20 protein-coding genes and 1 riboswitch are annotated in these 19,275 nt (G+C 50.1%); of the genes, 13 read left to right on the top strand and 7 right to left on the bottom strand.

What is annotated here, in order from left to right; genetic code table 11:
• Positions 1–332: 332 nt before the first annotated feature.
• Both O9139_RS32930 and O9139_RS32925 read right to left on the bottom strand, forming a co-directional pair.
• Positions 333–533 carry an aspartyl-phosphate phosphatase Spo0E family protein gene (locus O9139_RS32930; protein ID WP_270885973.1) on the bottom strand — a complete coding sequence of 67 codons (201 nt, stop codon included), beginning with the start codon at positions 531–533 and terminating at the stop codon, positions 333–335.
• A gap of 154 nt (positions 534–687) precedes the next feature.
• The gene (locus O9139_RS32925; protein ID WP_270885972.1) at positions 688–819 is read right to left on the bottom strand and encodes a hypothetical protein; all 132 of its coding nucleotides are present in this window, start codon (positions 817–819) and stop codon (positions 688–690) included.
• 181 nt (positions 820–1,000) lie between these two features.
• On the opposite strand from O9139_RS32925, the gene O9139_RS32920 reads away from it, so the two are divergent.
• Positions 1,001–1,534, top strand: coding sequence for a YceI family protein (locus tag O9139_RS32920; RefSeq protein WP_270885971.1), 534 nt, complete (start codon positions 1,001–1,003; stop codon positions 1,532–1,534).
• A gap of 191 nt (positions 1,535–1,725) precedes the next feature.
• On the opposite strand, the gene O9139_RS32915 is transcribed toward O9139_RS32920, so the two are convergent.
• Positions 1,726–2,268 carry a WGxxGxxG-CTERM domain-containing protein gene (locus tag O9139_RS32915; protein WP_270885970.1) on the bottom strand — a complete coding sequence of 181 codons (543 nt, stop codon included), beginning with the start codon at positions 2,266–2,268 and terminating at the stop codon, positions 1,726–1,728.
• A gap of 190 nt (positions 2,269–2,458) precedes the next feature.
• Between O9139_RS32915 and O9139_RS32910 the strand changes: the two genes are divergently transcribed.
• The 3 genes from O9139_RS32910 (at position 2,459) to O9139_RS32900 (ending at position 5,477) form a co-directional block, all read left to right on the top strand.
• On the top strand, positions 2,459–2,635 hold the full coding sequence (locus O9139_RS32910) for a hypothetical protein (RefSeq protein WP_270885969.1): 177 nt from the start codon (positions 2,459–2,461) through the stop codon (positions 2,633–2,635).
• A 30-nt stretch (positions 2,636–2,665) separates the two neighbouring features.
• Entirely contained in the window at positions 2,666–2,845 is a 180-nt protein-coding gene (locus O9139_RS32905) for a hypothetical protein (RefSeq protein ID WP_270885968.1), read from the top strand.
• A 175-nt stretch (positions 2,846–3,020) separates the two neighbouring features.
• The gene (locus O9139_RS32900; protein ID WP_270885967.1) at positions 3,021–5,477 is read left to right on the top strand and encodes a S9 family peptidase; all 2,457 of its coding nucleotides are present in this window, start codon (positions 3,021–3,023) and stop codon (positions 5,475–5,477) included.
• 42 nt (positions 5,478–5,519) lie between these two features.
• On the opposite strand, the gene O9139_RS32895 is transcribed toward O9139_RS32900, so the two are convergent.
• Complete coding sequence (locus O9139_RS32895) at positions 5,520–5,948, bottom strand: NucA/NucB deoxyribonuclease domain-containing protein (protein WP_270885966.1); 429 nt, start codon at positions 5,946–5,948, stop codon at positions 5,520–5,522.
• 225 nt (positions 5,949–6,173) lie between these two features.
• A riboswitch (cyclic di-AMP (ydaO/yuaA leader) is annotated at positions 6,174–6,354 on the top strand.
• A 189-nt stretch (positions 6,355–6,543) separates the two neighbouring features.
• Here O9139_RS32895 and O9139_RS32890 point away from each other — a divergent pair.
• On the top strand, positions 6,544–8,370 hold the full coding sequence (locus O9139_RS32890; RefSeq protein ID WP_270885965.1) for an APC family permease: 1,827 nt from the start codon (positions 6,544–6,546) through the stop codon (positions 8,368–8,370).
• A 180-nt stretch (positions 8,371–8,550) separates the two neighbouring features.
• Here the strand turns inward: O9139_RS32890 and O9139_RS32885 are convergent, their stop codons facing one another.
• Positions 8,551–9,267 carry a response regulator gene (locus O9139_RS32885; RefSeq protein WP_377524281.1) on the bottom strand — a complete coding sequence of 239 codons (717 nt, stop codon included), beginning with the start codon at positions 9,265–9,267 and terminating at the stop codon, positions 8,551–8,553.
• A gap of 21 nt (positions 9,268–9,288) precedes the next feature.
• Positions 9,289–10,878 carry an ATP-binding protein gene (locus tag O9139_RS32880; protein ID WP_270885963.1) on the bottom strand — a complete coding sequence of 530 codons (1,590 nt, stop codon included), beginning with the start codon at positions 10,876–10,878 and terminating at the stop codon, positions 9,289–9,291.
• Positions 10,879–11,097: 219 nt separating this feature from the next.
• Here O9139_RS32880 and O9139_RS32875 point away from each other — a divergent pair, with 219 nt between their 5' ends.
• The 5 genes from O9139_RS32875 to O9139_RS32855 all read left to right on the top strand — a co-directional run bounded on the left by O9139_RS32875 (position 11,098) and on the right by O9139_RS32855 (position 16,032).
• Entirely contained in the window at positions 11,098–12,174 is a 1,077-nt protein-coding gene (locus O9139_RS32875) for a tripartite tricarboxylate transporter substrate binding protein (protein ID WP_270885962.1), read from the top strand.
• Positions 12,175–12,237: 63 nt separating this feature from the next.
• Positions 12,238–12,702, top strand: coding sequence for a tripartite tricarboxylate transporter TctB family protein (locus O9139_RS32870; RefSeq protein WP_270885961.1), 465 nt, complete (start codon positions 12,238–12,240; stop codon positions 12,700–12,702).
• A gap of 1 nt (position 12,703) precedes the next feature.
• Positions 12,704–14,230 carry a tripartite tricarboxylate transporter permease gene (locus O9139_RS32865; RefSeq protein ID WP_270885960.1) on the top strand — a complete coding sequence of 509 codons (1,527 nt, stop codon included), beginning with the start codon at positions 12,704–12,706 and terminating at the stop codon, positions 14,228–14,230.
• An 87-nt stretch (positions 14,231–14,317) separates the two neighbouring features.
• Positions 14,318–15,250, top strand: coding sequence for an AEC family transporter (locus O9139_RS32860; RefSeq protein ID WP_270885959.1), 933 nt, complete (start codon positions 14,318–14,320; stop codon positions 15,248–15,250).
• 86 nt (positions 15,251–15,336) lie between these two features.
• Entirely contained in the window at positions 15,337–16,032 is a 696-nt protein-coding gene (locus O9139_RS32855; RefSeq protein WP_270885958.1) for a TerC family protein, read from the top strand.
• A 47-nt stretch (positions 16,033–16,079) separates the two neighbouring features.
• Here O9139_RS32855 and O9139_RS32850 read toward each other — a convergent pair whose 3' ends face one another.
• On the bottom strand, positions 16,080–16,340 hold the full coding sequence (locus tag O9139_RS32850) for a hypothetical protein (RefSeq protein WP_270885957.1): 261 nt from the start codon (positions 16,338–16,340) through the stop codon (positions 16,080–16,082).
• Between the two features lie 228 nt (positions 16,341–16,568).
• Here O9139_RS32850 and O9139_RS32845 point away from each other — a divergent pair, with 228 nt between their 5' ends.
• From O9139_RS32845 to O9139_RS32835, 3 genes are all read left to right on the top strand, one after another.
• Positions 16,569–17,504: a bile acid:sodium symporter family protein gene (locus O9139_RS32845; RefSeq protein ID WP_270885956.1), complete on the top strand. Its 936-nt coding sequence runs from the start codon at positions 16,569–16,571 to the stop codon at positions 17,502–17,504.
• Between the two features lie 164 nt (positions 17,505–17,668).
• The gene (locus O9139_RS32840) at positions 17,669–18,034 is read left to right on the top strand and encodes a group I truncated hemoglobin (protein ID WP_270885955.1); all 366 of its coding nucleotides are present in this window, start codon (positions 17,669–17,671) and stop codon (positions 18,032–18,034) included.
• A 343-nt stretch (positions 18,035–18,377) separates the two neighbouring features.
• Positions 18,378–19,268, top strand: coding sequence for a GNAT family N-acetyltransferase (locus O9139_RS32835; protein WP_270885954.1), 891 nt, complete (start codon positions 18,378–18,380; stop codon positions 19,266–19,268).
• Positions 19,269–19,275: the final 7 nt, after the last annotated feature.

Here is a 19,275-nt window from a genome sequence, read left to right as displayed (position 1 = left end):
GTGCTGTATAGCGGTTAAGCCCTCTTACAGAAGATAAAGATTAGCCACCTGCGTTCCAGTCCGATTTTGCCGACTTACTGCCCAAGGCTGTGGAATTTTCACCAAAATCCTGTGACCTGATGGAGGGTCATGAAAGTTTTTGTGTTACAAAGAAGTAACCCCGAGCGGGGGCCCGGGGTATGGCAGATCTGCTTTATTCAATCACGTGTGCCTGTTCACGTTTGCACGATGCAGAGCTTGGCAGGCACGGGTCGCAGTGGAATTTCAGCGCTATAGCTTGTCCGCTTTGGCAGGTTGTGTTTGTTATAGGGCCGCGGCAAGCAAATTGGCGATTAATAGGCGATCACTAAATCATTGCGTTGTTGAATGACGCCGTGTTTTCTTTTCTTTAGCTTTTGATACAGTACAATATAGCGGTCTAGCTCATGGCTGAGTGCAACAACTTTATAGTGGGTCAAACTGCGCTGCACAGTAGCTTCTTCAACCATCTTGATGCGCACACATTCGATTTTGTCTAACAAAAATTGTTCCATTTTCACCTTATCTCCGTTCGCATTCATTAGAAGACAATAGCTATTATAAATCATGGAACGTCAGGATATTGTTACTATTTGTCGAAGGATTAAAATAAATTTTCAAAAAAAAAGAATTCTTTAATTGAAATTTTCATTAATTAACCCCGTTAAGTTATCGCTCTGCTTTGCGGATTCCCCGCTTAAAAGATTCGTGATGATCGTACTCCTCCTCATCCTCCTCAATGTCCAAACCGTTCGCAACGATCGTGTCATTTGCCACTACTTCCAACTCATCTGCTTCCATAACTACAACTCCTTTCACACATGTGCTGTCTCTACAGTATTCCTTGACATATAAAATTATCCTTCTAAAAGGGAAGTTGAAAATGAGTTTCTTTAAAAATATTTCAATTGACAAATGGCTATATATGGAATAAAATTCATTTAGTAACTTATTTATTATTAGTTTATGAGAGGAAGTAATCATGGCAAATGCAAAGTGGACATTAGATGCTTCTCACAGCAGTGTGGATTTCTCGATTCGGCATATGATGATTGCGAAAGTGAAAGGGACCTTTCATACTTTTGAAGGGAATATTGAAGCCGATCCTGCTGATTTAACGACAGCGAATGTTCACTTCAGCGTCGATCTAAGCAGCATCGATACCCGCAACAGTGACCGCGACAACCACTTGCGTACAGCCGATTTCTTCAGTATCGAGAGCCATCCGAAGATGACCTTCCAATCGACCGAATTTGTAAAAACCGGCGAAGGCGAGTACGATTTGACCGGTAACCTGACAATTCGCGGCGTTACGCGTCCGGAAACGTTCAGCGTTGTTTTTGAAGGCGCAGGCAAAGATCCTTGGGGCAATGAAAAAGTAGGATTCAGCGCGCAAGGCAGCATTAAGCGCAGTGATTTCGGCCTGACATACAATGCCGCACTCGAAACTGGCGGTGTTCTGATCGGGGACGAAGTGAAAGTGTCTATTGAAATTGAAGCATCCAAGCAAGCGTAAAAATAAGTAAAAGAGGCTGCCTCTAATGTCATCGGGGATGACGGGAGGCGGCTTTTTTGTGTTGTGCGGGAGCGGCTCTAAAGGCGAATCTCCAACCGCCACTGGCAAGAACCGCGCCGCCCTTGCTGCGTCTCTAGCGATTGCCGCGGCAATAAAAAAGATCACACGTTAAATCGTGTGATCTAGTTATTTTACTCGCTATACTCCCTGTCTCTGTCACGGTTTCTGCTTCGCATCCCGGCAAAGCCCAGCAGCCCGAGCAAACCAAGCCAGCCCCAGTTCGATGAGCTCGTATTTGTCGTAGTCGTCGAATAAGGCCGGTAAGAATTGGTGCTGTAAATGCCGTCTACGTCACGGACCACGCTGCCAGGTGCTGTATAGGCGTTATACCGTCCGCTGCTCGTGTTGTTATTTGCATTTGCATACGAATCCGTATTCTTATACGTGCCAGGCACACCGTACACAGTACTGCTGCCATAAGCGGTGCGCTGGTAATTCCTGTTCACACCTGCATTGCCATACGTAGTGCTCCCGTACTCACTGGTATTCCCATACGTATTCGTACTCACATTCGTATTCCCATACGTAGTCGCATTCGTCATTGGCGTCGCGGACATCGCGTTAACGCCAGAAGATGCATTCTCTGGGACAGCTCTGCTAGCCTGAACGTCTACGGCACCGGCACTTAAAGATGCAGCCGTTAAAGCAATCGCTAATACGACGGTTTTTTTCATACTGGAAAGAACCCCTCCTCACTAGAAATAGTGATACAACACTTAAAATCCCCTCTTAACAAGCAATTTAATAGAGAACATATTGGAAGCTGCGCTGCCCTCAATCGTAGTTACTTGGGATGTTTTCAGGCAAAATGCGCATCATAACTTCTGACAAGTACAATGGGCTGCGAAGAGAGGGAGAATCCATATGAATCAGAAGGAATTGCACCAGAAACTCGGTCGACCTGAGAGTTGGGCTTTGGCAAATACGACTGAAACGGAGCAAACAGATACCGAAATTCCGTCCAATTATCAAGCGATGGGTGAGAGTTATAGTGACACAACGAATTTTGAAGTGAACAAAGATCCCGGACGATTAAACTAAGCTGGAAGCTGACCTTTGGAGGGGATCAACGTGTCTGAACGCTCACGAATTTTGCAAAACGTGGAAGCGAATAAGTCGAATATGTTCCATAACGGAGTTCAATCCGCTACGAATTATGTGCAGCATGCCATCGAGAATTCAGCGGAGTATACGGAAGACGCAACACAAAATTTGGTCAACAATGTGATGAAGCAAAATCAAACCAAATAGCCGAATCGAAGCTTTAAGAGGCTGCCTCGTGTCATCTCGGATGATGCGGAGCGGCCTTTTTCCCATATATTCTATCAAAAAGAACATCTCTATTAGTCTATAAAAAAGTGAATCTTTTCTATATAATGGAATGTGTTGTGAATATTGGATACAACTAGTTTACAGGGGGAAAAGTATGAAGCTTTTGAGCAAAGGGATTTTTACAGGCTTGGCTGCGGTTTTGATTGGGATGGCATCGCTCCCTGCCGGTGCTCAGGCGAATGGGACATCTGACATCTATCCGGATGTGCCAGGGAATTACTATGCAAGCGAAGAAATTACGCTGTTGAAGCAGCGAGGGATTGTAACGGCGGAAGCGGATGGTGATTTTCATCCGGATGACACAGTGACACGCGGCGATGCCGCATTGTGGCTTAGCAAGGCGATGAAGCTGAAAAAGCCAAAGGCGCTGAATGCATTCAGCGATGTGGCAGCGACAAGCCCTTATGCCGAAGCAGTGAACGCATTACAGGAGCAGAACGTTGTGCAAGGAAATCAGGGCTTGTACGAGCCGGACGCCTTCCTGACACGTGAACAGATGGCAAGTTTGCTTGTCCGAGCGTTTCAGCTTCAAGATAACGGCATCCAAGCCTGGCTCAAGGATGAGGCGGCCATTGGCCAAGCTCATCATGACGATGTGATCAAGCTGAAGCAGCATTTTGTAACCGAACAGATGGAGTTCATGCCCAAAGATCAGGTGACCCGGGCACAGCTTGTCTTATTTTTGTATCGGGTTATCAAGCAAAAGGAAGAATTGACGCAAAGTTCCGTTTCCGTAGATGATATATTGAAGCTACCGGAGAAGGCTATGCTGCGGCTGTCGCCAGACGGCAAAACGATGGTTTACTTGCAGCCGTGGGAAAATCGCATGAACCTTTATATCCAAAAGGTTGGCGAGACTGAGAGCAAGCGGATCACAAGCTCCAAAGTGGAAAACATTCACGGCCTCTATTGGATTACGAATAATATCATCGTCTATACACAGGATTCGGGCGGCACGGAAAATACGCATATTCACGCCGTTCATACCGACGGTTCCGGTGATATCGATTTAACGCCATATTCGAATGTGAAAGCGAGTCTGCTTGATGTGCTGCCTGCGGAGAAAGAAAGCGACCTGGAGCTTTTGGTGACGATGAATAAACGGGACCCGAAAGTATCCGATGTATACCGGGTGAAACTAAGCAACGGCGATACGAATATGCAGGTGCAGAATCCGGGCAATGTTGAAGGCTGGATCACGGATAATTGGGGCAAAGTTCGCGCTGCGCTAGCGGTAGACGGCGCTCAAACCAGCCTGCTTTATCGTGAGGACGATAATAAAGCTTTCAGCCGACTTGCCACATTTGACGCGAACGACACGTTTATTCCTGTCATGTTTACGTTTAATGATGCACAGATTTATGCCGTTTCGAATGTCGGACGCGATAAGGAAGCTTTAGTCGAATTTGACCCTGTCAGCAAGCAGGAGACGAAAGTCGTCTACGCCAATGACGAGGCCGATCTCAATGATATCGTTGTGTCGTATAAGAAGAAGTCCATATTGGCCGTATCTTATGAGACGGATGACATGCATGTTCATTACCTGGATAAGGAATTCGAAGATTTGTCCAAACGGATTGAAAGCAAGCTGCAGACGCCTCACTGGAGTCTGATTGGATCGCCGGATAAGGACAGTTTGCTCGTCGTTAAGTACAGTGACAAATCGTATGGAAGTTATTATCTTTATGACCGCAAGTCGGATAAACTTGACAAGTTAGCAGACACGACGCCTGCATTCGATGAGACGAAAATGGCGGACATGCAGCCGATTTCTTTTCAAAGCAGGGACGGTCTGACGATTCACGGCTACTTGACACTGCCCAAAGGTGACCCGGCGAACAAACTGCCCGTAGTCGTGAATCCGCATGGAGGTCCATGGGCCCGTGATTCATGGGGCTATAATATGGAGGTTCAACTGCTCGCCGCTCAAGGCTATGCCGTGCTGCAGCTGAATTACCGCGGTTCGACAGGGTATGGTAAAGCGTTCCTGCATGCCGGAGACAAGCAGTGGGGCCAAACGATGCAGAACGACATCACCGACGGCGTCAAATGGCTTATCCAGCGCGGCACCGCAGACCCTGAGCGGATTGCCATCTACGGCGCTTCCTATGGCGGATATGCCACATTGGCGGGGATGACATTCACGCCAGATCTATACGCAGCCGGCGTGGATTACGTCGGTCCATCCAATCTTCTGACGTTTCTCCATACGCTGCCGCCTTACTGGGAGCTTGGACGTCAGCAGATGTATCAGCAGGTTGGCGATCCTGTCCAAGATAAGAAACTCCTCGAACAAGCATCACCGCTCCTGCACGTCGAGAACATCCGCTCCCCGCTTATGATCGCTCACGGCGTGAATGACCCGAGGGTGAATAAGGCGGAGTCAGATCAGATGGTAGCCGCGATGCGCAAGCGTGATATCGACGTTCCGTACATGGTGAAGCAGAATGAAGGGCATGGGTATCAGAAACTGGAAAACGTACGCGATTTTTATGAAGCACTTATTCATTTTCTTAATCAAAACGTGAAAAACAAGAAAAAGTCCGCGTAAGCAATAGCGGCATGAAAAAAGCAGCCTGAACGGCTGCTTTTTCTATTTCACAATAAATTGTACTTTCGTTCCGTCGGGGTACTTATCGAGCTGGTTCGAAATCCAAGAGCCCGCGCCGCGGTTGTCCGTAGGTGTGACATAGCGAATGTCTGCGCCGGATCCGCCCTCCGCACACATCGCCATCGGCCATTCATCACGGTCATACCCTTTCTTCGTGGGCACGCCTTTCAGCGATAAATCGCGATGGTGCTCGGCGGCAGCCCGATCGATCGTACAGACCGCAGACTGGCCGTGCTCGATGGCTGACTGGATGTGGGCACCTGTTTCCGGATAGCGGTCTTTGGGGAAAACGAGGGTGATCGCATCTTTTTGTCCCACGCTTGCCGGTTTCTCGGTAATGTCCGATTGGGCCCAATAGGAAGTCGCTGTAATCAGGATGATAGCGATAAGGCTCCATAACCATTTTTTCATCGATGTTGACTCCTTCTGCCTAGTTTCCGTCCTTATTATAGAACATATGATCGCAAAAACAAAGCAAAAGCAAGATAGCGCTAGTTAATATAAGAACCTAGACTATGAAAGCGCTTTTTTATAAGTTTAATGACGGTGAAAGATGGCTTTCGACTTGTTTTGCTATTTTACAGAAGAAGGAATATAGCGTAGTATTCAAATGGAAAATATAACATATTTGATTCATATTCAATATCGCTGAATTTTCTCGAAGAAAAACGGGGGAACCAACGTGGGTGATATCCGGCTGATTCGCAGCAGGACGGTCATCGACATGGGGTGAATCTGCAGAGATTTTCTCTGCAGTAGGGTGACTCTAACCATCCGAATCCGGCAGCTAACCTCGTAAGCGTAGATGGAGAGAGGATGATGAATCTGTGATCTTGTAACCAATGACCACAGGGGCTCCTGCCTCTGTGGTTTTCTATTGCCAAATTTAGGATAGCGACGAGCTTGCTCCTTGGTGGACATGGATAATCCGGCTTGAAAATTGGGATTCTAACCACATAAGCATAAGGATAAGCGGCTATCTCCAACAAAGGGAGCGAATGCTACGATGATATCCGAATTAAAACGGTTTTTAATCGGAAGACCGTTGAAATCGACGGAATTAGGGGAGCAAAAGATCAACAAAACGAAGGCACTAGCCATCCTGTCATCCGATGCTTTGTCCTCGGTGGCATACGGCCCGGAGCAGATCCTGCTTGTCCTGGTGACGATCAGTGCAACAGCTTTCTGGTATTCGATTCCAATTGGCGTCGGCGTTTTGATTTTATTGACAGCACTAATTTTATCCTATAGACAGATCATCTATGCTTATCCGCATGGCGGAGGCGCTTATGTTGTCTCCAAAGAAAACCTGGGCATGTACCCCGGATTGGTGGCTGGCGGATCGTTATTAGTCGACTACATCCTCACGGTGGCCGTGAGTGTGTCGGCGGGGACGGATGCCATTACGTCCGCTTTTCCCAGCTTGCATGCGCATACGGTCGGGATTGCTGTCTTTTTCGTCCTTTGCATCACGATTCTGAACTTAAGAGGGGTTACCGAGTCCGCTACCGTCCTTGCCTATCCGGTTTATTTATTCGTTCTCGCCCTCTTTATTCTCATTGGCGTAGGTCTTTATCACATCGCTACCGGGCAAGTCTCGCCGACGCTGCATAGTCCGATCGGTACGCCAGTCGCGGGCATCAGCTTGTTCCTGCTCCTGCGCGCATTTGCCTCGGGCAGTTCGGCACTGACAGGGGTTGAGGCGATCTCGAATGCGATTCCTAACTTTAAGGATCCGGCCCCGAAAAATGCGACCAAAACCTTGATCGCGATGGGTACACTGCTTGCCATCTTATTTTCAGGGATCGTATGGTTAGCGTACTATTACGGGATTGCCCCGAAAGATGAAGTGACGGTGGTTTCGCAGATCGCAGAACAAACGTTCGGACGAAGCTTCATGTATTATTTCATCCAAGGAACGACAGCGCTTATCCTGGTGCTGGCCGCCAACACAGGTTATTCCGCTTTTCCATTGCTGGCCGTTAACTTGGCGAAAGACAAATTTATCCCAAGAATGTTCACCATCCGCGGCGACCGGTTAGGGTATTCCAACGGGATTATTTTTCTTGGCTTGCTGTCCATCATTCTCATCTTCGCCTTTAAAGGGAAGACAGAGCATTTAATTCCACTTTACGCCGTTGGTGTATTTATTCCATTTACTCTCTCCCAGACGGGGATGATGCTCAAATGGATTCGCGAAAAGCCAACTGGCTGGCTGCTCAAGCTGATCATAAACACGACGGGCGCGCTGATCAGTTTCATCGTCACCATGATGTTCTTTTTGACGAAGTTTACACAGGTTTGGGCGGTATTGATATTCCTGCCGTTAATCATCATCCTGTTCCATCGCATCCGCAAACACTACGATGCCGTCGGGGACCAGCTGCGGCTCGCAACGTGCGAACCGGTCAAGCCGATTGAGGGGAACGTGATCATTCTCCCTGTAGCGGGTATCACGCATGTCGTCGAGAACTCACTGAACTATGCGAAATCGTTATCGCCTCACCAAATCATCGCCGTCTACGTGCCGTTTGAAAGAGAAGATGAGGTTGTTTTCGAGGAAAAATGGAATAAGTGGCAGCCTGATGTGCGCTTGGTGACGCTGCATTCGCCTTACCGCAGCATCATTAACCCGCTGACCAAATTCATTGACACTGTGCAGCGCAAGGCCAGCGAATCGAACTACCAGGTAACCGTCATTATTCCGCAATTCATCCCGAAGAAGGGCTGGCACAACATCCTGCACAACCAATCCAGTCTACTGATTCGAGCCCATTTGCTCTATCGGCGGAACCTGATCATTACGACCGTGCCTTACCACTTGAAAAAATAAAGCAAAAGCCGTCCCTCCAATGGAGCGGGCGGCTTTTTTGTAGCGTCCGGCGGCGGAGGCCGCTGGGAATTTTACGTGACACTACTGTGCGGAAATCGCGGTAGTTCGAAATTGCTGAACGAGAAGCAGCTGGAGCGTTGCCCACTTGACCGAGGCGGAATTGAGCGTCGGGTCTCCTCCTCACAGACCTTTCTTCCGATAAACCCGTTCGGGCCGGCCAACGACGCCGTAGGACAGATCGGCGTACACTTCGCCGGCGCTGACCAGATGCTCCAAATAGCGGCGTCCTGTCGAACGGCTGACGCCGATTTCTTTGGCGATCTGTTCGGCGGTCATGCCCGCATCCGCGGCGGAGATCGCCTGCACGATTTTTTCCAACGTTAGCTTATCGATGCCTTTGGGGAGGAAAATGTTCTCAGCACGCGCATCTTTCTTGCCTGTGCCTGACCATAAGCGGTCGACATCGCTTTGATTAATCGAGCCGCTCGTGTTCAGGCGATTCAATTCGCGATGAAAATCAAGGTAGCGCTGCAATGTTTCCTGCAGCCGATTAAATACCAGCGGCTTCATAATATAGTCGAAAGCCCCGCTGCGGACGGCGTCCCGGATGGCTTCGGCTTCTTTAGCCGCGGTGATCATAATAACGTCAGTGTCACGGTAGTGCTGACGAATGTAGGATAGCATGTCCAGTCCGCTGCCATTTGGAAAATAAATATCCAGCAGGACGAGATTCGGCCGCAGGATATCCAGCTGTTCCTTGGCCTGGACATCGTCGGTGGCGATACCGACGACATGGAAGCCGTCTACTTTTTCGATGAACCTGCGGTTGATTTCCGCAATCTTCACATCATCCTCAATGATCAGGACTTCAATGGTTGATTGCAGCAGGTGATTCAGTTCCATCGAGTCAACTCCTTTCTATAAAAACGGTTGCTTAGGCAGGGCGACCGTGAAGATCGTGCCTCCGGCTGGATTTTTTTGGAACGTCATATATCCTTCCAGCTTGCCAACAGCATGCTGAACTAAAGAGAGGCCGATGCCGCGATGTTCGCCGGCTTTGGTGGAGAAGCCTTTCTCAAACACGGTGCTGCCTACATCATCGGGGATGCCGACGCCGCGATCTTCGCATTCAATAATCAAGTCCTCACCGAGATCGGTTAAAAATAGCTTGACATACGGCACTGTCTGTTCACCGCCCGCCAGAACGGCTTCCATCGCATTGTCGATCAGATTGCCGATGATGGTAACGAGCAGATTGCGGTCAATTTCCGCCGGGATATCGGCAAAAGTGCTCTCATGATCAAGCTCGAACGTTAATTTGAGCTCCTGCGCGCGGTTGAATTTGCCGATCAGCAGCCCCCCGATCACCGGATCGGGGATTTCGTGCATGATGAATTGCACCCAATTCTGATGCACATCCGATTCCCTGGAGATCATTTCGACCGCTTCCTGATACGATTCCAGCTGAATCAGCCCGGAGATGACGTAGAGTTTATTGGAAAATTCGTGCGTCTGCGCGCGCAGCGCCTCGGCAAACCGCTTGACCTGCGACAGCTCTTCTGCGAGCCGGTACAGCTCGGATTTGCTGCGAAAGCTGGAGACGGCACCTGTGACGCCGCGCTTGCGGTTAACGATCGGCACACGGTTGACGATGACTTCGTGGCCGCCGATCAGCATTTCATGGTCGAATTCGGCTTCGCCTGTGCGGACAACCTCATAAAGCCGCGTATTCGGGATCACATCTTCAATGTGCTTGCCCGTGATCTTCGCGCGCTCCGGCAGCTGCAGCAGCTGAAGCGCATAGCGGTTCGCCATCGTGATGACGCCGTCCTGGTTCACCGCGATGATGCCTTCGCGAATCGATTGCAGGATCGCCTGCTTCTCTGTGTATAAGGCGCCGATTTCTTTGGGCTCCAGCCCGTGGATGGAGCTGCGCACGTTACGGGCGATCAGGATCGCGCCGATCAGGCCAATGCCGAGCACGATCATTGATATCCATTCAATCCGCGATTGATAAACGTCGGTGATCGTGTCGATGTCCTCCGTCAGGAAGCCGACGGAGACAATCCCGATGACCTGGCCCAGATCGTCCCGGATCGGCGCTTTGCCGCGCAAAGACGGCCCGAGCGAGCCGATGGCCTTGGAAATGATCGATTGCCCTTCGAGCACAGGACCGTTATCGCCGCCGACCATCTCTTTGCCGATCCGCTCCGGCAGCGGATGCGAGTAGCGGATGCCGTCACGGTTGCCGACAACGATATATTCGGCATCAATTTTATCACGAATGTGTTCGGCGATTGGCTGGATGATGGCGGAAGGGTCTGATGTTTGAAAAGCATGACTAACCTCAGGTATGTTGGCAACGGTTTCAGCAACTTTCAAAGCGCGGGTTCCGATTTGTTCTTCGAGCGTTGTGGTCATGATGTAATAGAAGATGCCGCCGAGACTGACAATCACGATAAACAGGAGCGAACAAATAATGAGGATTAATTTGGTCTGCAGCTTCATTGATGAATGTCCTCCTGTTTTTGATTGTATTGTATCATAAAAGCGTTCTCATTTTACCGTTAGCGGCCTTTCCCTGCCGTGAACAATATGAACAAAATGGGCATAACGAAGTTTTTACAATTAATTCTGTTAAACTTCTCGGACGATAGGGCGAGATGGTATTCTGAAAACGCTTCAAAGAAAGCGGATACATCACATATACAATTGGAGGGGTTTCAATTGATAAAACAATTATTGGCAGCTTCATGGAAAGTTAGCGCGATCAGTCTGCTAGCCGTCAGTCTCGCAGCGTGCGGCAGCAACGCGGCAAAACCGGCTGCAACCAGTGCGCCAGCGGATCAAGGCAAAGCAACGGCAGCTCCGGCAGCGCCAGCGAAATCGGGGTATCCGGAGAAGGCGCTTAGCATCATCGCTCCGTCCGGCGCAGGCGGCGGTTGGGATATGACTGCACGCACGATCGCGAAAGTGCTCTCCGACACCAAAGCGGTCGATAAGCCGATCACCGTGGAAAACAAACCGGGCGGCGGCGGGACGGTGTTCATGGCTGAATACGCGACCAAAGATGTGAAGGACAATTACAAGCTTTTCGTCAGCTCGCCGCCCATCCTGATCAACCATTTGAAAAAAGAAGGCAACACGCCATACGGCTTCAATGACACGACACCGCTGGTGCAATTGACGAAAGATTACGGCGCTGTGGCCGTTGCGGCAAATTCCAAGTATAAAGATTTGAAATCTTTGCTTGAAGATATGAAGAAAGACCCGACCAAATTGACGGTTGCCGGCGGATCGGCGCCAGGCTCGATGGACCACTTGGTCTCCATTTTGCCGGCATTCAAATATGGCATTGACCCGAAGAAAGTGAAATACGTCTCCTATGATGGCGGCGGCGAAGCGGTAACGGCACTGCTCGGCGGCAATGCGGACGTATTGGGCACAGACGCATCATCTCTGGATCAGTACGTGAAGGCTGGAAAAATCCGCATCCTCGCGGTTGCGGCTCCAGCCCGCCTTGGCGGTAACTTGAAAGATGTGCCGACGATGAAAGAGCAGGGCGTTGATGCCGAATTCTTGATCTGGCGGGGGATTTTCGGACCGAAGAACATGAGTCCGGAAGCGAAGAGCTACTGGGAAGACGCGCTGAAAAAAATGGTAGAGTCCGATGCATGGAAAAAAGAAATGCAAGCGAACAGCTGGGAAACCGACTATAAGAAATCCGAAGATTTCAAAACGTACTTAACTCAGCAAGAAACACAAGTGAAAGATATGCTGACCGCGCTGGGCATGCAGAAATAACACCTGAAGAATAGGGAGAAGAGCGCCTCTTCTCCCTCGCCCTTAAGGGTAGGAGGTACAAAGATGAATACGACGTTTGACCGGTATGCAGGGATCGCGTTTTTCGCCGTTGGCCTTGCGTTTGTGTTCGGTTCCTTAGGGATTTCGACCAGCGCATACGGAAGTCATGTAGGTGCTAATATTTTTCCATTAATTCTAGGCTCGTTCTTATCGTTAATGAGTGTACGTTTGATCTATGAAACGTTCCGCAAGCAGCAGCGGGCGGAGAAACACAAAGAACATTTAGACTACAAAAGATTCGGCATTATTTTTGCTGCCGCTGTCTTATATGCATATTTTTTGGAGGATATTGGGTTCGTTATTTCGACGTTCCTGTTCCTTATGATCGGGTTCCAAACGATGCAGAAGGGCCGCCTATGGGTGTCCTTGATTATCGCCGCATGCTTCTCTTACGGCGTTTATTACTTATATGTACACGTGCTGGATGGTTCGCTTCCTGGATTCCCAGCTTGGTTAGGGGGAGCTTAACATGAGTACAGTTGACTATGTATTGCACGGACTAGGCACTGCGATGCAGTGGCACAACGTTGTGTTCGTATTCATCGGCGTGCTGATTGGCACGGTCGTCGGCGTGTTGCCGGGCATCGGACCGATGAGCGGCGTTGCTCTGCTGATTCCAATCACGGCGACGATGACGTCCGGCCTCAGCGCGGAAGAAGCGGCTACCAGCTCGATCATTTTGTTGGCCGGGGTCTATTACGGCGCGATGTACGGCGGCTCGACAACGTCGATTCTGCTCAATACGCCGGGCGAATCGTCGTCCGTCGTGACGACGCTTGATGGCTATCAGATGGCCAAGCAAGGCCGAGCCGGCGCAGCGCTGGCGATTTCGGCCATCGGCTCCTTCGCCGCCGGCATTATCTCTCTGATCGGCTTGATCTTCCTGGCGCGCCCATTATCGGACGTAGCGATCAAATTCGGTCCGGCCGAATATTTCTCGCTCATGGTGCTGGGCTTGCTCGCCATCAGCGGTCTGGCCGGCAAATCGATGGTCAAGGCACTCATGATGACCGCGTTCGGTCTGCTGCTGGCGACCATCGGCATCGACAGCGTATCCGGCGTGGAACGCTTTACGTTCGGCGTTCCTGAATTATATCAGGGCCTGGAGTTTTTAACTGTGGCCGTAGGTACTTTTGCCGTCGGGGAAGTGTTCAAAACGATTTTGCAGCGCGAAGGCAACGACGGCGAATTGGCGAAAATCAACCGGATTATGCCGACGCGAAAAGATTTGAAAGATAGCGCGCTGCCGATTGCCCGCGGTTCCGTGCTCGGCTTCTTCATCGGCTTATTGCCTGGCGCCGGGGCGATTCTGGCCTCCTTTTTCGCCTACATCGTGGAAAAGAAGATCAGCAAAAACCCGGATAAGTTCGGGAAAGGCGCCATCGAAGGCGTCGCTTCGCCGGAATCCGCCAACAATGCCGCTTCCGGCGGTGCGATGATTCCGCTGCTGACACTTGGCATTCCGTCTTCGGGTACAACGGCAATTTTGATGGGTGCATTCATCATGTATAACGTGCAGCCAGGTCCCTTACTGTTCCAGGATCACCCGCAATTGGCCTGGGGCGTCATCGCAAGTATGTTCGTCGGCAACTTGATGCTGCTGATTCTGAATATGCCGCTGGTCAAAGTATTTGCCAAAGTGATCGAAACACCGACCAAATATTTAATCCCGCTCATTATCGTCTTTTCCGTATTTGGCGTGTATGCGGTGCAATATTCGACATTTGATTTGCTGCTCATCATGGGCTGCGGAATCGTCGGTTACTTCTTGGCCAAGAACGACTATCCGCTGGCTCCGCTTGTGCTGGGGCTCATTCTCGGTCCTATGATGGAAAACAACATGCGCCGGGCGCTTACGATTTCCAATGGCGATTTCATGATTTTTCTGCAAAAGCCGGTCTCCCTCGTCTTCCTTATAATCGGGCTGTTATGGATCACGATTCCGTTGATTCTGAAGCTGAGAGGCAGGAACGTATTGGTGAACGAGGAAGGTTAAAAGCTGACGCCAACCCCTGTTAGCCTGGTTGTCCTGATCTTCAGGCTGCTAGGCTAAGCAGGGGTTTCGTTAATGGAGGAATCCGCCATGAATGTCCTTTTGTTGATTGTGCTGAATGTCATTGTTCCTGTCTTTTTGCTCATCGGCGCCGGGGTGCTGCTGCATCGTGTTTTCCACTTTGAGATGAACACGCTGTCCAAGCTCAATGCTTTTTTCCTGCTGCCGGCTGTAAGTTTTACGAATATCTATGAAAGCAAATTCGATGCCGGCTTGCTGATCCGGATTATCGGCTTTCTCGTGCTGCAAAGCTTTGTTTTGATTGTGCTCAGCAAAGTAACCGCCAAGGTGGCGCAATTCGATAAAGGGCTGACTTCGACCTTCTCCAACAGCGTGGTCCTCAGCAATTCGGGCAACTTTGGGCTGCCGGTCAGCCAGCTCGTCTTTCAAGGCAACCCGCTGGGCTTGTCGGTACAAGTGGTTGTTTCGATTTACCAAAACTTGCTGACGAATACGTACGGGCTGATGAATGCGGTATCGGCGCAAAGCCAGGGGCTGCAGCTGCTCAAAGAGTTGGTCAAAAATCCGATGATCTATGCGTTCGTCCTTGGCATGATCATGCATGGATTCGCCGTGCCGATTCCCGCTTTTATTTGGAATCCGCTGCAAAACGTAGCGAATGCTTTCCTGGCGATCGCGCTCGTTACGCTGGGAGCGCAGTCTGCATACTTGCAGTTCAAGCGGCTGAGCGCAGCGCTGATCTTCAGCATTTTGGGCAGACTTGTCGTCTCACCGGTCATTGCTTTATCGTTCATTTGGCTGCTTAAGCTGGACGGCACGACGGCGCAGGCGCTGGTTATTGCCAGCTCCTTTCCGACCTTCAGGAACAGCGCCGCTTTTGCTCTGGAGTACGGCAATCATCCGGAATATGCGGCTCAAGCGGTGCTGCTGACCACATTGCTCAGCAGTGTGACGGTGACTGCAGTCGTTTTTGCAGCAAAGGTTTTGTTTGTCTCACACTAGCGGACAAGGCTCTGCACGATACATCGAGGATAAAGATGAGAAATTTAATGGGTGGTAAGAGGAATGGAAGGGGTTAACGAAGAGGTATGGAACTGGAAATGTTATTGGTGGGGCTGCTAAAAATCATACTGGTCAACATCGTCCTAAGCGGCGATAACGCCGTCGTCATTGCGCTTGCTTGCCGCAATCTGCCTGCCGGGCAGCAGAAAAAAGCCATTTTTTTCGGCAGCTTTGGCGCGATATTATTGCGGGTTATTTTGACTTTTGTGGCGGTGTGGATGCTGAAGATTCCTTACGTTCAAGTGCTGGGCGGGCTGCTGCTGCTGTATATTGCTGTGAAATTAATGATAAATGACGACCAGGAGGCGCATCTCCCTTCCAGCCAGCATCTGGGGGCGGCGGTCAAAACGATTCTTTTCGCTGATCTGATCATGAGCTTGGACAACGTACTGGCGGTCGCCGGTGCGGCTGGCGGGAATTTGTTGCTCATTGCCTTGGGGCTGGCGATAAGCATCCCATTGATTATTTGGGGCAGTAAGCTGCTGATGGCACTGATGAACCGTTACCCCGTCATCGTCCTGCTTGGCGTTGCCTTGCTCGGCTATACATCGGGAGAAATGATCATGAGTGACCATGTGATCGCATTCCGAATGGAGTCGGCTCATCCAGTCTTCCACTATGCACTTCCGCTTCTGCTTGCCGCAGCCGTGATCGTGACAGGGAAGCTGCTGCAAAAGCGACAGAAGGAGCGGGCGGCATCCCCAGATTTGGCAGGACAATGAAAAAAGCGATCCCTTCGCTGCTTACGCGGCTCCCAGGATCGCTTGTATTAAGCTGTGCGGCGGCTGCAATCAATGTACATCGGGTAAACGGCCTCAATCGGTTCGACGTGCGCGGCGTGCGCCAATTGCTTGACGGAAACATCGGCATCGGCGGAATCAGAGGGATCAAGAGAAAGCTCATGCAGATTCGAAGTTAGAGGAGCGGAGTGACCTTTCCGATAGTTTCGTGCCAGCACATCTACACAAAGACTAAACATAATGGTGATAATGACGCACACGAGGATATAATATTCCATCTCTTTCGTCATGTGTCTTCCTCCTTTGAATCTTTTTTCATAGATTACCAGAATGTATCCAAAATGTTGCTCGAAACCCGTTGTCGGATTGTAGGTATTTCGCGGGCACTCCGGTAATTTGCGTCTAATCCTGTTGAATGGTATTCAGATCAACTTTGTAGGATTTCATTGCCAAGGGGGAAAACTCGTAGTAAAATGAGCTAAATCTTTTAGAGAGATAGATAGAGGAGAGAGGACATCATGAATGCAGTTGAGAAAGTCAGCAATTTTGTAGGAAAAACGTTTTCACTTTGGGTCATTTTGTTCGCATGTCTGGGATTTTTCGCACCAAGCTTGTTCACCAGCTATAAAAATGCGATATCCCCGCTGCTCGGGATCGTGATGTTCGGGATGGGGCTCACCTTGTCGACAGCCGACTTCCGGGAAGTGTTCCGTCGCCCCAAAGATGTGGCCATCGGTGTTATTGGCCATTATCTCATCATGCCAACCATTGCATATGTATTGGCTATCGTTTTGAAGCTTCCGCCGGAAATTGCCGTCGGTGTCATTCTGGTCGGCTGCTGCCCCAGCGGTACCGCCTCCAATGTAATGACGTTCCTCGCTAAGGGCGATGTGGCCCTCGGCGTATCCATTGCTTCCGTCTCTACTGTCATTGCACCGTTTGCGACGCCTGCATTAATTTCGCTATTGGCTGGCAAATGGATGGATATTAATACAAAATCTCTTTTTATGGACATTGTGCAAGTGGTGATTGTACCGATCATCCTCGGTATCATTGTCAAAGCCTTGTTCCGCAAGCAAGCCGAAGCAAGCGTCAAAGCACTTCCGCTCGTATCCACGATGGCGATCGTATTGATCGTAGCGATCGTCGTAGGCTTGAATCAGCCGAAAATTATGACGAACGGACTGCTCATCTTCGTTGCCGTTATTTTGCACAATGTGCTTGGCTACCTGTTAGGCTACTTCTTCGCGAAGATGTTTGGCATGGATTTGAGCAAGCGCAAGGCAGTTACGCTGGAAACCGGCATGCAGAACTCGGGCTTGGGAGCGGCTCTCGCTGCAGCTCATTTCAGCCCGCTGGCGGCTGTGCCGAGCGCATTGTTTAGCGTATGGCATAATTTGTCGGGTTCCATATTAGCAACTTGGTTTGCCCGGAGAACGGAAGGCAAGAAGTAAAGCAGCAAGTAAAGTAGATGAATATTGAAAAGTTGAGAGCATTCGCTGACTGAAGTTGGCGGGTGCTTTTTTGCGCTTAGAGAGTGCCCCCGGTGGGAATAGTTTCCGATTGTAGCGGAAAATATAAACCAAGTGTTCGATAATCAGAAGGAGATGGCGAAGAGGTGCAATCAACGGAGTCCTTGTATCAAAAACTTGGCGGAGAAGAAGCCATTGGCAAAGTGGTCGACTATTTTTATGAACTGGTTTTGGCGGATGAGACGGTGAACGGTTTTTTCAAAAACACGGACATGAACAAACAGCGAAAGCACCAGACGAAATTCATTAGCTTTGCCTTAGGGGGACCGAATCAATATTCGGGCTTATCGATGGCCAAAGCACATACGGGCATGAATTTGCAGGACGTGCATTTTGCTGCGATTGCTAAGCACCTCAGCGCTGCACTAGCGCATTTCGGGGTTGGCCAAGGGGATATCGACAGCGTTATCGCGCATGTAGCTACGTTGAAGGATGACATCCTTCATAAGTGAGATAGGACCGGGGCGGCGTGCTGCGGTCCGGCGGTGTGAGCGCAGGGGGGCGCCTGCGCTTGTTGAGAGATAGCGGAAGCGTGGTGGCTTCCGCTATTTGTTGTTTTGGCCGTGAAGTGGATCGGCCGGTTGAGCTTACGCGCTCGGTGCTAGTCGCGCGCTAATGCTGTTTCGCGGGCTCGGAGAGCGCAGCACCCGCTAGAGATGGTTCCCTCGGGCACGCAGCCCTCTTCTCCCGCTTACAAATTTGGGTTGAAGGAATAATTTGGATATGTCATAATAATAAAAGAAACTGACCAGTCATTTTATTATATAATTTTATAACGCCAAAGGAGGCACATCGATGCTCACATACCGCAAATTAAGCGAGCTTTCGATTGAGGACTGTGTTACATTATGGAATCAAGGATTTGAGCATTATTTTGTAACCAACCAGCTGACCGTAAGCAGTTTCCTGACCAGGACCGTTAATGAGCATATTTCATTGGAGGATTCTTTTGCCGCTTATGCAGACGGGGTGCCGATCGGCATTGTCGCGAACGGTTTGCGCACGATCGATGGAAAAAAAGTGGCGTGGAACGGCGGGACGGGGATCGTGCCGGCGTACCGGGGAAAAGGAATGGGCAAGCTGGTCATGGAGCGAAATTTGGAGCTGTACCGTGAGCTGGGCGTAGAGCTTGCAATGCTGGAAGCGCTAAGCCAGAATGAGCCGGCTATCAGACTGTATAAAAGCGTAGGCTACGAAATCATCGATCAACTGGCGATTCTTCAAAAGACGGAGCCCCTCGCCTCCGACAATCTGCAAGCTTCTGAAGGCATTTATACGTATAAAAAAGGGCTGCCGAACGCTTTGCAGACGCTGCCGTTTTACCGCCACACCTCCGCATGGCAGACTCATTGGTCAGGCATTCGGGATGGGGAAAGCTTGCTGGTGTACAGCTCAGGCGAAGTCGTGGGGTATGCGCTTTATAAAAGAACACTGGATGCCGAGGGCCGGTTGTCCGCAATTACCCTTTACCAGTGCGAGGTCCTGCCTGGGCGGACGGATGAAGAGGCAATTCTCCGCGCCGCTTTGTTGGAAGTTTTTTACCCGCTGGAAGCGCCATGTAAACGAATGACGATGAATTTGCGCAAATCGAATGCACCTTTAATCGCGATTCTCGAACAATTGGGCTTTACCACATGGGTGGAACAAGTGCATATGGTTCGTCCGTTAACGGCTTCGCAAGGGTAACCAAAGA

The organism is Paenibacillus aestuarii, from assembly GCF_027789125.1.
Taxonomy (GTDB): Bacteria; Bacillota; Bacilli; order Paenibacillales; family NBRC-103111; genus Paenibacillus_E; species Paenibacillus_E aestuarii.
This window is presented reverse-complemented; position numbering and strand designations above follow the sequence as displayed.

Excerpts from the sequence above, each read along its gene's own strand:
- O9139_RS32900 (WP_270885967.1), top strand. The coding sequence starts at position 3,021 with ATGAAGCTTTTGAGCAAAGGGATTTTTACAGGCTTGGCTGCGGTTTTG.
- O9139_RS32835 (WP_270885954.1), top strand. The coding sequence starts at position 18,378 with ATGCTCACATACCGCAAATTAAGCGAGCTTTCGATTGAGGACTGTGTT.
- O9139_RS32865 (WP_270885960.1), top strand. The coding sequence starts at position 12,704 with ATGAGTACAGTTGACTATGTATTGCACGGACTAGGCACTGCGATGCAG.
- O9139_RS32855 (WP_270885958.1), top strand. The coding sequence starts at position 15,337 with ATGGAACTGGAAATGTTATTGGTGGGGCTGCTAAAAATCATACTGGTC.
- O9139_RS32860 (WP_270885959.1), top strand. The coding sequence starts at position 14,318 with ATGAATGTCCTTTTGTTGATTGTGCTGAATGTCATTGTTCCTGTCTTT.
- O9139_RS32880 (WP_270885963.1), bottom strand. The coding sequence starts at position 10,878 with ATGAAGCTGCAGACCAAATTAATCCTCATTATTTGTTCGCTCCTGTTT.
- O9139_RS32895 (WP_270885966.1), bottom strand. The coding sequence starts at position 5,948 with ATGAAAAAATGGTTATGGAGCCTTATCGCTATCATCCTGATTACAGCG.
- O9139_RS32915 (WP_270885970.1), bottom strand. The coding sequence starts at position 2,268 with ATGAAAAAAACCGTCGTATTAGCGATTGCTTTAACGGCTGCATCTTTA.
- O9139_RS32925 (WP_270885972.1), bottom strand. The coding sequence starts at position 819 with ATGGAAGCAGATGAGTTGGAAGTAGTGGCAAATGACACGATCGTTGCG.
- O9139_RS32890 (WP_270885965.1), top strand. The coding sequence starts at position 6,544 with ATGATATCCGAATTAAAACGGTTTTTAATCGGAAGACCGTTGAAATCG.
- O9139_RS32930 (WP_270885973.1), bottom strand. The coding sequence starts at position 533 with ATGGAACAATTTTTGTTAGACAAAATCGAATGTGTGCGCATCAAGATG.
- O9139_RS32845 (WP_270885956.1), top strand. The coding sequence starts at position 16,569 with ATGAATGCAGTTGAGAAAGTCAGCAATTTTGTAGGAAAAACGTTTTCA.
- O9139_RS32870 (WP_270885961.1), top strand. The coding sequence starts at position 12,238 with ATGAATACGACGTTTGACCGGTATGCAGGGATCGCGTTTTTCGCCGTT.
- O9139_RS32910 (WP_270885969.1), top strand. The coding sequence starts at position 2,459 with ATGAATCAGAAGGAATTGCACCAGAAACTCGGTCGACCTGAGAGTTGG.
- O9139_RS32920 (WP_270885971.1), top strand. The coding sequence starts at position 1,001 with ATGGCAAATGCAAAGTGGACATTAGATGCTTCTCACAGCAGTGTGGAT.
- O9139_RS32850 (WP_270885957.1), bottom strand. The coding sequence starts at position 16,340 with ATGACGAAAGAGATGGAATATTATATCCTCGTGTGCGTCATTATCACC.